The organism is Streptomyces thermoalcalitolerans (genome assembly GCF_039525155.1).
In the GTDB taxonomy this organism is placed as follows: Bacteria; Actinomycetota; Actinomycetes; order Streptomycetales; family Streptomycetaceae; genus Streptomyces; species Streptomyces thermovulgaris.
In genome coordinates, this window is sequence record NZ_BAAAHG010000001.1 from 268941 (window position 1) to 281875 (window position 12935).

The 12935-nt window shown below is 67.0% G+C and carries 16 protein-coding genes and 1 pseudogene; 8 read left to right on the forward strand and 9 right to left on the reverse strand.

Annotated features, from left to right (window positions below):
• Positions 1-130 precede the first annotated feature (130 nt).
• From ABD224_RS01080 to ABD224_RS01090, 3 genes are all read right to left on the reverse strand, one after another.
• Complete coding sequence (locus tag ABD224_RS01080) at positions 131-1024, reverse strand: polysaccharide deacetylase family protein (protein ID WP_344045646.1); 894 nt, start codon at positions 1022-1024, stop codon at positions 131-133.
• Positions 1025-1143: 119 nt separating this feature from the next.
• Positions 1144-2145 carry an asparaginase domain-containing protein gene (locus ABD224_RS01085; RefSeq protein ID WP_344045648.1) on the reverse strand — a complete coding sequence of 334 codons (1002 nt, stop codon included), beginning with the start codon at positions 2143-2145 and terminating at the stop codon, positions 1144-1146.
• 531 nt (positions 2146-2676) lie between these two features.
• Positions 2677-3156, reverse strand: a complete 480-nt coding sequence (locus ABD224_RS01090) for an ATP-binding protein (protein ID WP_344045650.1) — start codon at positions 3154-3156, stop codon at positions 2677-2679.
• A 208-nt stretch (positions 3157-3364) separates the two neighbouring features.
• Between ABD224_RS01090 and ABD224_RS01095 the strand changes: the two genes are divergently transcribed.
• Entirely contained in the window at positions 3365-4216 is an 852-nt protein-coding gene (locus ABD224_RS01095; protein ID WP_344045652.1) for a helix-turn-helix domain-containing protein, read from the forward strand.
• Positions 4213-4404: a DUF397 domain-containing protein gene (locus ABD224_RS01100; RefSeq protein ID WP_344045654.1), complete on the forward strand. Its 192-nt coding sequence runs from the start codon at positions 4213-4215 to the stop codon at positions 4402-4404. Before ABD224_RS01095 ends, ABD224_RS01100 begins: the two co-directional genes overlap by 4 nt.
• A 411-nt stretch (positions 4405-4815) precedes the next feature.
• Here the strand turns inward: ABD224_RS01100 and ABD224_RS01105 are convergent, their stop codons facing one another.
• From ABD224_RS01105 to ABD224_RS01115, 3 genes are all read right to left on the reverse strand, one after another.
• Positions 4816-5034: a hypothetical protein gene (locus tag ABD224_RS01105; protein ID WP_344045657.1), complete on the reverse strand. Its 219-nt coding sequence runs from the start codon at positions 5032-5034 to the stop codon at positions 4816-4818.
• Positions 5035-5387: 353 nt separating this feature from the next.
• Positions 5388-5549: a hypothetical protein gene (locus ABD224_RS01110; protein ID WP_344045659.1), complete on the reverse strand. Its 162-nt coding sequence runs from the start codon at positions 5547-5549 to the stop codon at positions 5388-5390.
• Between the two features lie 316 nt (positions 5550-5865).
• Complete coding sequence (locus ABD224_RS01115; protein ID WP_344045661.1) at positions 5866-6258, reverse strand: hypothetical protein; 393 nt, start codon at positions 6256-6258, stop codon at positions 5866-5868.
• A 457-nt stretch (positions 6259-6715) separates the two neighbouring features.
• On the opposite strand from ABD224_RS01115, the gene ABD224_RS01120 reads away from it, so the two are divergent.
• The 4 genes from ABD224_RS01120 (at position 6716) to ABD224_RS01135 (ending at position 9145) form a co-directional block, all read left to right on the forward strand.
• On the forward strand, positions 6716-7531 hold the full coding sequence (locus ABD224_RS01120) for a transposase family protein (protein WP_425580895.1): 816 nt from the start codon (positions 6716-6718) through the stop codon (positions 7529-7531).
• A 73-nt stretch (positions 7532-7604) separates the two neighbouring features.
• The gene (locus tag ABD224_RS01125; RefSeq protein ID WP_344045665.1) at positions 7605-8330 is read left to right on the forward strand and encodes a hypothetical protein; all 726 of its coding nucleotides are present in this window, start codon (positions 7605-7607) and stop codon (positions 8328-8330) included.
• A gap of 297 nt (positions 8331-8627) precedes the next feature.
• Positions 8628-8813, forward strand: coding sequence for a hypothetical protein (locus tag ABD224_RS01130; protein WP_344045667.1), 186 nt, complete (start codon positions 8628-8630; stop codon positions 8811-8813).
• Positions 8810-9145 (forward strand): hypothetical protein, encoded by a 336-nt coding sequence (locus tag ABD224_RS01135; protein WP_344045669.1) that lies wholly within the window; start codon positions 8810-8812, stop codon positions 9143-9145. Before ABD224_RS01130 ends, ABD224_RS01135 begins: the two co-directional genes overlap by 4 nt.
• A gap of 34 nt (positions 9146-9179) precedes the next feature.
• On the opposite strand, the pseudogene ABD224_RS01140 reads toward ABD224_RS01135, so the two are convergent.
• A pseudogene (locus tag ABD224_RS01140) lies at positions 9180-9326 on the reverse strand (IS5/IS1182 family transposase); the annotation flags it as partial.
• Positions 9327-9439: 113 nt separating this feature from the next.
• On the opposite strand from ABD224_RS01140, the gene ABD224_RS01145 reads away from it, so the two are divergent.
• Entirely contained in the window at positions 9440-9730 is a 291-nt protein-coding gene (locus ABD224_RS01145; RefSeq protein WP_344045671.1) for a CPCC family cysteine-rich protein, read from the forward strand.
• 248 nt (positions 9731-9978) lie between these two features.
• Positions 9979-10392, forward strand: a complete 414-nt coding sequence (locus ABD224_RS01150; RefSeq protein ID WP_344045673.1) for a DUF6193 family natural product biosynthesis protein — start codon at positions 9979-9981, stop codon at positions 10390-10392.
• Between the two features lie 199 nt (positions 10393-10591).
• Here the strand turns inward: ABD224_RS01150 and ABD224_RS01155 are convergent, their stop codons facing one another.
• Together ABD224_RS01155 and ABD224_RS01160 are read right to left on the reverse strand one after the other, a co-directional pair.
• Positions 10592-10852, reverse strand: a complete 261-nt coding sequence (locus ABD224_RS01155) for a hypothetical protein (RefSeq protein ID WP_344045675.1) — start codon at positions 10850-10852, stop codon at positions 10592-10594.
• A 135-nt stretch (positions 10853-10987) separates the two neighbouring features.
• The gene (locus ABD224_RS01160) at positions 10988-12415 is read right to left on the reverse strand and encodes a non-reducing end alpha-L-arabinofuranosidase family hydrolase (protein ID WP_344045677.1); all 1428 of its coding nucleotides are present in this window, start codon (positions 12413-12415) and stop codon (positions 10988-10990) included.
• Positions 12416-12935: the final 520 nt, after the last annotated feature.

The window sequence follows — 12935 nt, forward strand, 5'->3', positions numbered from 1 at the left end:
CTCCCTGATCTCCCCGCATCTCCCTGATCTCCCCGCATCTCCCTGATCTCCCCGCATCTCCCTGATCTCCCCGCATCTCCCTGATCTCCCCGCATCTCCCTGATCTCCCCGCATCTTCTGGTGCACGGGGTCACGCGCTGCTGGCCTTCCGCCGCGGGTTGCGGGCGGCGAAGTCGTCCGCGATCTGGTCGAAGGTCACCCAGCGGACGCCTTCGCGGGAGTTGATGTGGTCGATGAGCCGCTCCAGCATCAGCAGGACCTGGGGGCGGCCGGACACGTCGGGATGGATGGTCATGGTGAAGGCGGCGTAGTCCATCTCCCGGTGCACCCAGTCGAACTGGTCGCGCCACATCTCCTCGATGTCACGGGGATTGACGAAGCCGTGGCTGTTCGGGCTGGCCTTGATGAACATCATCGGAGGCAGGTCGTCGAGGTACCAGTTGGCCGGGATCTCGATGAGGTCCGTCTCGTGCCCCCGCACCAGCGGCTTCATCCAGGTGCTCGCCGGCTTGCCGTAGTCGATCCTGGTCCAGGAGTCGCCGACCCGGACGTAGTGCGGCTCGAAGTCCCGGTGCATCAGCGAGTGGTCGTACGTGATCCCCCGCTCCAGCAGCAGTTCGTTGGTGACCTGGCTGAACTCCCACCAGGGAGCCACGTATCCGGTGGGACGACGGCCGGACCGGGTCTCGATCAGCTCGATGCACCGGTCCAGGACCGCGGCCTCCTGCTCACGGCTCATGGCGATCGGGTTCTCGTGGCTGTAGCCGTGGAGACCGATCTCGTGGCCGGCGGCGACGCAGGCGTCGAACTCCTCCGGGAAGGTCTCGATGGAGTGGCCGGGCCAGAAGAAGGTCTGGGTCAGGCCACGGCGCCGGAACAGCTCCAGCAGGCGCGGCACGCCGACCTCGCCCGCGAAAAGGCCGCGGGAGATGTCGTCGGGCGAGTTCTCGCCTCCGTACGAGCCGAGCCAGCCGCCGACGGCGTCCACGTCCACTCCGAAGCTGACGAGGATTTCCTTGGGCATCGAACGTCTCCTTGCCTGAGGACACGGGGGTGCGGGTCCGCATGGCCTGTGCGGGTCCGTGCGGGTTCACGGGGAGTGAATCCGGAGGCACGGGGAAAGGGCGGGTCGCGGGGCGCGGATCAGGAACCGGCCCCGGACAGCGGGTCCTGTCCGTCGAGCCAGGCGCGGACGAGTTCCTGCGGCGACCGGCCGGGTACGGCACTCGCGGCGGCCAGCAGCAGCCGGGCCTGCCAGGGGCTGAGGTCGCCGGCGAAGAGGGCGCCGACCCGTCGCAGCTCGGCGCCGCCGCCGGCGTAGAGGGGCATGACCGGGCCGGAGTGCACCCGTGAGCAGATGAGCACCGGGTGACCCGCCGCGACCGCGTCGCCGACCGCGGCCACCAGCTCGGGTCCGGCGTTGCCCGCGCCGACCGCGGCCACCACGACCCCCACGGCGCCCGCGTCCAGGCTGGCCCGGACGAACAGTCCGTCCGCACCGGGGTAGGCCGGCACCACGTCCACCCGGGGCAGCCGGGGGAGGTCGAGGTCCAGGGGAAGCCGCGGGCTGGGGCTCGGCCGCCACAGCGGCACCACGTGTCCGTCCGCCACGCGGAGCGCAGGTCCGCGCCCGGGTGCGGTGAAGGCGTGCGCCGACAGGGTGTCGCTCTTGCGCACCCCGCGAGCGGGGAAGGCGAAGCCGTCGAAGACCACCAGCGGACCGTGTCCCCGGGCCGCCTCAGCGGCGGCCAGGGCCAGGGCGTCGCCGAGGTTGGCCGGGCCGTCAGCGGCGCGGTCGTCGAACGGGCGCTGGGCGCCGGTCAGCACGATCGGCCGCGGATCGTCGAAGGCGAGGTCGAGCAGGAAGGCGGTCTCCTCCATCGTGTCGGTGCCGTGGGTCATGACCACCCCGTCGACGCCGGCGCGCAGCGCGTCACGCACCTCGCGGGCCAGCGCGAGCAGATCGCCGGTGTCGAAGGCGTAGCTGCCCCGGGTGCTCACGTCCCGTGCGTCCACTTCCACGTTTTCGGGCAGTGGGCCGACCGACGCGACCAGTTCCTTCGCGAGCACGGTCGCCCGGCGGCCCTCGGCCCCGGACCGGCTCGCGATGGTGCCGCCGGTTGCCACGATCCGGATACGACGCATGGAGCCCTCTCTTCGCACTCGTCTGCCCCCTGGGCCACGGGTACCGCGTACTGGTCCGGACCAGACATCCATGGGCATCCATGGAGGTGCGAAGCCCAGCGACGTGGCGACGGCGATCGGCCGTGTGCATAAGGAAGAAGATCCAAAAGGGTGCCGGGCGTCCTTCTCCCCGGGGTGCCTCGTCCGGCGCGGTCCGGAGGATCCCGCCCCGGACGGGGCGGGATCGTGCGGCCAGGCGACCGACCGGCGCAGGTCTCGCACTCGGCGGCCTTCGGGCGCCGATCGAGCCGGTGATCTCGAAGGTGATCTTCTTCAGTGAGGTCCGGGGAAGTCGATGACGCCTGCTCCGCTCCGGAGGTCAGGACGGCGCCGGTGTCGGCGTTGACGCCCCTCCAGGACCGGATGGATGGTGCCCTCGGATCCCGATCCCGCTGCCTACCGGATGGTGATCCTGGACACGGTGGTGGCGGGAGCCCCACTTGATCGATATCGCCATGGAGCCGGTGGTGCCGGACGACGACCAGAAGGTGCTCATGTTGCCGTTCCGGACGCTGCCGTGGCTCGTCCCGCTCGCCTGGCTGGAACCGTCGTGCACTCGGCCCACACCGTCTTGCCGGAGCCGAGGCGGTCGCGGACGCCCCAGTCGACGGCGAGCGCGTCGACGAGGACCAGGCCACGGCCCCCGTCCTCGTCGGACCCCGGGGCCAGGCGCGCCGGCAGGGCGGGGTGGGTGTCGGTCACCTCGATCCGGACGATGCGCCGATCGTCGTCGCAGGCGAGGAACAAAGCGAAGTCCCTTCCCGGGACGCGGCCGTGAAGGACGGCGTTCGCGGCGAGTTCGGCGACGACGAGGACGACGGTGTCATGCACCTCGGTCCCGCGAGGGTGGCCCCACTCGGTGAGCTGATGCGCGGCGAGCAGCCGGGCGAGGCGGGCACCGCGCCGGGTGGCGGAGAAGCGCTGGGGGAACGAACGGGCGTGAGCGGGGCTTTGTGTGCGTGGTGCTGACATGCGGGCCACCCTGCCGGGAGCTGACGCTCCGTCGGCAGGTCCGGCGCCGATACAGATCGCGTTGTACCGGTTCACGCACTGGACCGGGACGGTCGCTGTACGTGAGCATGGATCGGTCTGGCGGGGCGCAGCGCGGACGACGAACAGTACGGCACGAGTCCGGGCACAGCACGGGTACGGCCCGGTGGTACAGGGGAAGGCGGCTGCGATGGCGTCGGACAACGGTGGCGCAGTGGGCGGGGGCTGCGAGCCGGAGCTCTCCGAGAGTCTGAGGACCTTCGGCGCGGTTCTCAAGGCCCTGCGGGAGGAAGCGGGCCTGACCCAGGAGCAGTTCGCGCCACTGGTGCGCTACTCGCCCGCGTACATCGCCAAGATCGAACAGGGGAAGCGCTTCCCGCCGAGGGAACTGCTGAAGCGGTCGGACGAGGTCCTGGGCGCGGTCGCGGCACGGGTACTGGAGGCCGCGGCGAAGAGCCTGACACGGAAGGCGGGCTTGGCCTCCTGGTTCCGGCAGTGGGCGGGAATCGAGGAGGAAGCGATCTCGCTGTACGCGTACGAGTGTCGTGCCGTTCCGGGGTTGTTGCAGCCCGAGCCGTACATCAGGGCTGTCTTCGACCGAAGGCTTCCTCCTGTCACAGAGGAACAGCTCGACCGTGCCGTCGCCGCCCGTCTCGACCGCCAGCAGATCATCGTTCAACGGCCCAACACCGCGTTCAGCTTCATCATCGAACAAGCCGTCCTGGAACGACGTCTCGGGGGAAGCCAGGTGACAAAGGCCGTTGTCGATCACCTGCTTGCCATGAGCCGTCTGCGCAACGTCGAGATCCAGCTCATGCCGCTCAGGCAGGAGGATCACTGCGGAGTCGACGGCCACATGTACTTGGCCGAGACGCCTGACCATCGCTGGCTCGGCTACACCGAAGGCCAGCGGTCGAGCAATCTGATCAGCGCGCCCAAGGATGTAAGTGTCCTGCTCCAACGCTATGGAAAGCTGCGCTCGCAGGCCCATGATTGCAGGGCCACCGTGAGCCTGCTGGAACAGATGCGAGGAGCGCTATGAGCACCACTCAACAGGACTGGTTCAAGAGCAGTTACAGCGGTAGTGAAGGCGACAACTGCATCGAGGTCGCCCTGCGCCCCGGCATCGTTCTCGTCCGGGACTCGAAGGACACCCGGAAGCAGCCCCTGACCGTCTCCCCCGACGCCTGGGCGGCATTCACCGCACTCGCCGCCGACTCACACGTCTGAACTTCCGGTGGGGCGGCACCTGCCCATCGCTGCCCCACCACGCCTCGACGACTGCCCCGCATCAAACGCGGCTTGCTCGGTTCCTCAAGTCGCTGCGTCTGTCACCGCGAGTAGCTTCTGGAGCCCCCGTGCGCAGAAACAGCACGGTGAACAGGAGAGCCCCCACAGTGAAACCGTCGAACGCTGTGCGCGTATTCATCACTTGGTGAGGCAGGATCGACTGCTCCCGGCCACGATCACCACGTCTGTAGCGGTGAACCACGGTGCCCGGCACAGGCCCGCATATGTCAACGGCCTCAACTGTCATCCCCGGTCAGGGGCCGTTCTCACAACTCTCGAAGCGAAGGCGGTGGGATTTGAACCCACGGTGACATTGCTGCCACGAAGATTTTCAAGATCGCGCCCATTGGGTCATGAGTAGAAGTTCGCCCAGTACTCCTCGTGACTCTTGGTGAAGTCGGCTGGGCGTTCTCGTCGCAGCACCTCGTAGCGTGCGACGTAGACGTCGAGGGCTTCATGCAACGAGCAGCCGAGGTGATCACGTAGCGTCTTCAGCCCGAGGATGATCTGCCCAGCGACGATCGCGTCGTCGGCCACCTCTGCACCCGTCTCGCCGTTGCCAGGCCCCATAGGGTGATCACATCTCACCTCCGCAGTCAGGTCAACGCGTTATCCCACACTGTCCCTGGGTCGTCTCTGAGTCCTCCGAAGGGGATCAGCGGGACAGACGACGACCGCCGGCGACAGGCATCCAGACCGGCAGTCGCAGGTCACCGAAGTCGATCTGCGACACTGGTAGCACCATGCCCAAGCCCTGAGAACCGGCGTGAAAGGGCTGCTCTGCTGTACAGCAGAGCAGTACAGCAACCACCGCGACCGTAGCCAGTCGTCACAGACCTCAGACACCTGATAGTCCGAAGACTTGACTCGGCCGTTGAGACTCCACCGCCCAGCAGCGCCACACCACGACCGGCCCCAGCCCTTCACGCATCCGGGACGTGGTACTCCGTCCTCTCAGGGGCGGGCCGGACGATGACGCTCTCTTCGGCGAGTTCTCGCAGGAGTCCGCGCGCCTTCTTCTCGTCGGCCTGCGGGGTGGCCGGCTCGCATTCGGCGACACGGAGCGCCAGAACGGCACGCGCCAAATCCCCCGTGCCGCCGAGAACTCGTATGACTGCTGTCAGGGCCTGCTTGGTGTGTCAGTGGCTTGGTCGAGGTGTGTTTCTTCCCGGGCTGACACCACGAGTCATTGGCGGCGAAGGCGGTCGGTCGCCGTGCAGCGTACCGCCAGGGCGTCACCACAACACTGCTGTCGCAGGATCCGGTGTGCCGGACGCGAGAGCCGCAGTGTGCGCCGACCGACCTCGTCGGCGGCCCCCCGGGCCAGGGTCGTCAGGTGCCGAGGTATGCCGTCGCGCCGACAACGAGGGTGCCGATGAGCCATCCGGCCGCGCGGAGAACTCACGTGCCCAGATAGGCGGTTCCGCCGGCTACGAAGATTCCGATGAGCAGCGAGACCAGCGCGGCAAGGCCGGTCGGGAGACTCTGTGTTCCTCTCGCCTCCTTCCCGAAGTGCAGGAGGAGCGAGCGGCAGCTCATGCCGGACAGGACGGGGATGATCAACGTCTTCAGCTCGTCGAGATCGGCATGGGGATGACGCCCGGTCGCGAACTCGCCGATCAGCACGCCCGCGACCGAGGCGGCGGCCACGGCGAGCGGGAGTTCGAGCTGGAGCGCCTTTCGCTTCCGGGGGTCGCGTCGCACCCTCAGCCAGATCAGGATGTGGGCGGCGAGAACGACGGTGGCGACAGCGAGGGATACGGTGCCGGCGGCTGCCCAGAAGTCAGCGGACATGGGGTTCCTTCGGGTGTGAGGGGTACGGCCGCTCCAGGGACTCAGGGAGTCCCCGGAGCGGCCGGGGAGGACTCCGGAAAGGGGCTTCGGCTCAGGTCAGAGGGGCTCTCCGCAGTCTTCCTGGACGGAAGAGATCCCCATGAAGTCGGCGATCGCCCAGCCTCTCTCCTCAAGCGGATGTCGCAGGTTCGAATCCTGCCGGAGCACAGCGAAAGTTGAGAGCACGAGTTCGATTCTCGCCACCCGCTCCACGCGAAACCCCCGAAGGCAAAGGCCCGGAGATTCTCCGTTGTTTGGCTCAGTGAGGTTTTCTTAGCGAAATGATCTACGCAAATCCGGGTGAAACTTCGATACCAGGACAGGTCGGACAGTCCTGTCCCGGTGACGGACAGACGTAAAGCCCCTGACAGGACAGGTCTCACCACAAGATCCTGTCCGGACAACCAGAGACTTCACATTGGTTCCCTATGTGCCAATGCTCGACGTCCCCCGCCCGGTGGTGGTCTTCCTCGCCCACCTGCCGGCCGCCCGCCGCCGGAAGACCGGCACCCCGCGCGGCTCACGAACGCTGGGCCCGTTCCGCCAGGCGGTGCCGGTGCTGCGCTGGTTCCGCCACCGCACCTGCGTGCACTGCCTGACCCGGGACGCCGGCACCTCCCAGGCCACCGGCTACCGGTACCTGCACGAGGGCATCGATGTCCTGGCCGAGCACGCCCCCAACCTGCACGAAGTCCTGGACCACTGCCGCGAGCAGGGCCTGAGCCACGTGGTGCCGGACGGCACCCTGATCGCCTGCGACCGCGTGGCCGGCACCACCGCCAAAGGCACCGACCTGTGGTACTCCGGCAAGGCCAAGCGCTTCGCCGGAAACCTGCAGTTCATAGCCGCCCCCGACGGACAGCCGCTGTGGGTCTCCGACGCCGAGCCCGGCTCCGTGCACGACCTGCGCGCCGCCCGCATCCATGTGCTGCCCGCCCTGTACGCCGCAGCCCGCCAGGGTCTGCCGACCCTGACCGACGTCGGCTACACCGGCGCCGGCCAGGGCATCCACACCCCCTTCCGCCCGCACCCCGACATCGCCTCACCCCTGGCGGCAAACACCCGCACCCACAACCGGCTCCTGCGCGGCATCCGAGCCCTGGGCGAGCGAGCCGCCGCCGAACTCAAACAGCGCTGGCGTGCCCTGCAACATGTCACGCTCAGCCCCAGCCGCATCGGAGCCATTGCTCAGGCCGCCCTTGTCCTCAACAACGCATGGAACGAAAGGCGTTGAGAAAACCTCATTATGTCCGGAACGAAAGCCAAAATACCGGGGCAGCCATGTACGTCTGGAGAAATCATGAGGCATGGACGAACTTCCTTGCGACGACGGGTTATCGGTGAGCGGAAGAGTGAGCCACGTGGACTGGCATGACGACGCAATACTGTCGGCCCAGATTGGCGCCATGGATCGACAGCAGCGCCATCAGGCCGCATACCTGGCCCTGCGAAGGCTGCAGGCGCCCTTGCTGGGCATGGAGATGCCTGCATACTGGGGAATCGACCCTGCTGCGCTCGGTTCCCTGATCCGCAGAGGTGGGGAGCGGCTGGACGGCGAGGCCGACGAGGGTTTTCTACAGGCCATTGGTCGGCTCACGAGCGCTCCGCTGTTCAACTCGGAAGTAGAGTCAGAATTCGCCGAAAGTTTCCAACTGGAGGCTATCGGCGGATGGCTCATGCTGGGTGAAGCTCTTGGCGAGATGAGTGCGACCCAGACGGAGACGTTGATCTATCTGGCACGAGAATTGGCTGACTATCTCGACGGATTCATGGAAAACTCGTCCGCCGAGATCGCTGGAGAAGAGAAGCGAAATGCCTGCTTGACCGGCGTCGATGACCAGCTCCGCTCCTATGGCCTGAGGTATTTCGGCACCATGAATCTCGCCATCGAGCTTGAGTGTCACAAAACCATCCTGGCTGCGTCTGACAGTGATGATCTGCTTGCCTCGGAGGCGGGTCGGCGACTGCTGGTAATGTGCGATGAGTACAGCGGCGAAATGTTGTCCGTCCTGCGGTCGCTTCCGGAGGATTGATGCGGCAGCCGCCTTGTGGGGCGCACGGGCGGGGCCGACCACTGTGGACCGGAGGCTGCTCGAAACTTCAAGAAGACACCGAACCCTCTCACTGGAAAGCGTGGGAGGCGGCCCTGGCCAGAGCAAGTCGGTCGTATAACCGCCTTCGCCTGAAGAAGAGCGGGAAGGCCTTCCGCGGCTTGCTCTCCACCGAGCACCAGCACGGTAAGCGGCAAGACGTCGAGCCCGGTTGCATGATCATGACCGCGCAGCCTGGGGAACACAGTCGGACAACATCACTGCGGCCGAGGGGCGCCGGTGACGCTGCCGGACCGCGAAGAGCTCCGCGGACTCGTCGACTCCATCGTGGAGGCTATTGAGAACCCGAAGAAGGAACTCCACGTGCCGGTGGAGAGCATCAATTTCAACCTCAAGGAGTACCACTACGGCGACAAGGTCAATATGTACGGCGGTCTGAGCAACACGGGGGTGCTGAAGAAATGAGCGGCGACACCGTGAACATGTACGGCGGAACCCACAACACCGAGATGATCAAGAATCAGTACCTCGCTGCACCGCGACCGGCGTCGCAGCCCCTCCTCGAAGCAATTGAGGAGCTGTCGCGCCTTCTCCAGGAACTGCGCAACCAGGTCGCGTCCGCGACCGCGCAGGTCATCGACGACTCCTTGCCCGTGATTTCCTCTCAGACGAGCACCCCGCAGGAACGGCATCGCGCCCTGATCGCCGTGGCCACCATCGCCGCGACCGTCGGAGCGCTGGGTCAGCCGGTCGTCGAAGCGGTCAACAGGGTCCTGGAGTTGCTGGGGGCCTTGTAGAGCGCGGTGTCTGATGTTTCGTTCCCGTCCGGTGGAAAGGCCGAGGTTCACGAGTGGCCTCTGCGCACCGGGTCCGTACCCCCTGCTGCAGTGCGGTGAGGAGCCTGCCGAACCGCCGTGGGCTCAGCCCGCTGAACGGGGCCGTCCGGGAGGGCTCCGGCGCCTTGATCGCACCTGCCACACCACAATCATGTCGGTGGTGGCGCCTGCTTCCCGAGCCGAGGCCTCCACTGACTACGGCAGCTCATCCCCATCCGGCTCGCGAAGGGCGGCAATGTCGGGCAGCATGCTTGGATGGCCACTCCGTTCGTCAACATTCAGGGCAAGGCCGAGGACGGTCCACACCCTTGTCCTTGCTGCGGCTTCCTGACGCTCAGTGAGCGCGGCACCTTCGAGATCTGTCCCGTGTGTTTCTGGGAGGACGACGGGCAGGACGACCATGATGCCGACCAAGTGCGTGGCGGCCCCAACGGCTGGCTGAGCCTTGCGGAAGCACGAAGGAACTTCCATGCTCTGGGAGCTTGCGACGAGCGATGCATCTCGTTCGTACGCGCTCCCCTGCCGGACGAGCATCCCACGGTCTGACATCATCAGCCGGCAACAACTCCATCGGACGACGGCCGATCCCGGCAATCGGAACCGGACTGCGGGCCACTCGCGCCAAGGCAGCTCGGTTCAAAGCCGCTTCACCGACTTGATGCTGCCGCACTGCAGCGATCAGGCTGGTTCCCTTCCTTGGTCGGTGAGTTCATGTCGAGCTGCCTCACCGTGCTCCGCCACCAAGTGACCTTCGAAGGTGGTGCGTGCGAACCTGTGCTGCGCACCATCGCAGCATGACCGACATCGTCGAGGCCGTCTGGCGCAAGATCCTGGCAACCGCCGGGGAGCCCACCGTGCCGGAGGGCTCGCCGCTCCTGGGGCCGTTCATCGAGATGGTGCGGGTGGCCCATGCCGAACCACAGCTGCGTCAGTTCTACCCGTGGACGGGTATGTGGGAGCTGCACTTCAGTAGGTGCACGGGGTTTCCTCCCACCTGGGACATCCCGTACATCGGCGTCTTGAGGGACGGCCGGTACTACGTCGAGGGACCGCATCGCAGCAGCCCGCGGATCGCCGAAACGGACAGCGCACAGGCCGCCGTGGCCATGGTCGTCGAGCGACTGCCACCAGGCTGCGGCCCGGCCTTTGTGGGCACTGCCGAGGAGCCGGCGGCCTACGAGGGGAAGGCGGACACAGGAGGACCATGAATCGGCGAGTGCTCCCCGAGCCGTCTCGGGCTGTCGGAGGGCGCTCAATGATGACCAGCACTGACCACCGACGACAGCCAAGCCGCGAGCCGCAACGTTGATCGACTACACGGCCGCAGGTCAGGGCCCCGGCCCGTCACTTCTTCGGCCGCCGTCCGCCGGGTTCATGTGCGGGCCCGTCGAACGCCGGTGCACGCGATCAGCCTGCTGCCGTCTTCGGTGAGGAACAGCATGAACGTCCAGGAGCCGTCGGCAGCTCCACGGCGTGCGCCAGATTCGTGGTCTCGATGCCCCGAAGGCGCGTGTGCCGCAGCCGGCGTCCATAGATCAGGGCGAGCTGCTCAGCAGGCGCAGTCCCGTCCCAGACCACGGGGAAACCGCCGCGGCGGAGCGCGGCCAGAGCGGCCACGGACGCCTCGTCGTTGCCGACCAGCAGCCGTTCGAGCAGCTCCCGCTCCATGCCGCCACCCCCACCAAGGGATCCTGCCGTCCAGCAGCCGGATACAGCAACCACAGCAACCGGCCCCACCCCTTGGCCCCGGCCGCCGCGCGGCCGGGGCTCCTCGAGGTGGACGATCACCGTCGACCGGGAAGGTCAGCGCTGCAGGGTGAGGACACCCGGCCGCCACGGCAGTCGGTTGTAGTCGCCGCCCGCGGTGGGGGACTTGCCCTGGTAGAGGAACTGCAGATTGCAGGGGTCGACGGTCATGGTCTGGTCGGGGTTGTCGCGGACCAGGTCGCCGTGGCTGATGTCGTTGGTCCAGGTGGCGCCGCTGTTGGCCTTGCCCGCGAAGGGGTTGCTCTCGGTGGCGGCCTGCGGGGTCCACGAGCCGCTCAGGCTGGAGGCCGTGAAGGAACGGAAGTAGCGCCCGTTCGCCCCCATCGCCTCGACGATCATGAGGTACTGGTTCTGGCCCTTGACCTTGTAGACCTGTACGCCCTCGAAGAGGTTGGCCTTCGTGTCGCTCATGATCGTCGTGTACGACGAGCCGAAGTTGCCCGGGAAGTTCCCGATCGGCATGCTCGCGCGGTAGATCCTGCCGTTGTCACCGGCGAAGAACAGGTGGATGTTCCGGTCGTCGGCGATCAGGGTCTGGTCGATCGGGCCGGTGTCGGAGTCGGGAATGCTCCCGGTGAACAGCGGCTGCGGGGCGGACCAGCCGTTGGGGTCGGTGGGGTCGCTCGACGTGCGGTAGACGAAGGGCCACGCACCCCACTGGTACGCCAGCACCCATATGTTCTTGGGCGCGAAGTAGAACAGCGTGGGCGCCACCGCGGCCTGGTTCATCCCGAGCTGGCGGGCCGATGCCATGTCCGACCAGTTCGTGAAGGGGCTGAACATCATCGAGCCGTACGACGATCCCGAGAAGTTCGACCCGTAGACCAGGTACTTGCCGTTGTGCTTCACGGCGGTGAAGTCCTTCAGCGAGACCCATCCGTTCGCCGGCTGCGCCAGCGCACCCGTCGAGGTCCACCGGTACGTCGACGGAAGGGAGCACGTGTCGCCGGGCTGAGTCGGGGTCCCGGGCAGGCCGGTCCACTTCTGGTGGCTGCCGCCGTTGCACGTCCCGATCTGCACTGCTGTGCCGTTGGCCGTACCGGCGCCCGCGGCCTCCAGGCACAGCCCGGACTGCACGCCGACGACCGTGCCGTCGGAGTTGACCCGCCACTGCTGGTTCGCACCGCCGGAACAGGTCCAGATCTGCACCCGGGTACCGGCCGTGGTGGCATGGCCCGGAACATCCAGGCACTTGTCGCCGTACACGGTGAGCTGGTTGCTGTCCGTCAGCGTCCACTGCTGGTTGGTCCCGCCCCAGCAGTCGTAGATCTGCAGATATGTGCCGTTGGCCTGGCTGGCGCCCGGCACATCGAGGCATCGGTTCGAACCGACACCGCGTAATGAACCGGTGGAAGCGGCCTGGGCCGGGGTGGCCGCGAGCATGGCCGCCAATGCGGCCAGGACCGCGACCGCGGCGGCGAGCACCGCGGACGGATGCCTTCGGCTGAAACGTCCTGTGTGCATGGAGACTTCCTCGACCTCGAGTAGGCGGTTCCGGTCGGCCTCGTCAGAGGGTGGCCGGACTGTCGGTGACGTGCGGTGGGCGGTGCCTTCTGCGAGCACCACGGCAGACCGCCGGTGGCTTCCCGGTCCCGCGCGGCCTTCCGAAGGACCGGGGGTGCCCGGCGCCTTCGGGCGGCACGGACACCATGGGTGGATGCTTGGACAGCATGGGACGGGACCGTCGCCGCTTCGGGCGTCATCAGGGTTCCTGCTTTCCCCGTACGGCCGAGTGCGGTGGGCGGCGGTCGATGCCGGCACGGTTCAGGGCGTGGAGCGACCGGAGAAGGCAAAGGAAAGGCCTGGCGGGAACATGACATGCATGCGGTACGACCCCTCGCGGCTCTACTTTCAACGACGTGGCCTGGACGTGCCCTGCTGCGCAACGGGAGCGACGTCGACACGCCTACGTTCGCAATATCGAACGAGGATTGATATATCGATCAGCCTGAATGATAGGAAGCCAGTGAGCGGCGTCAATACC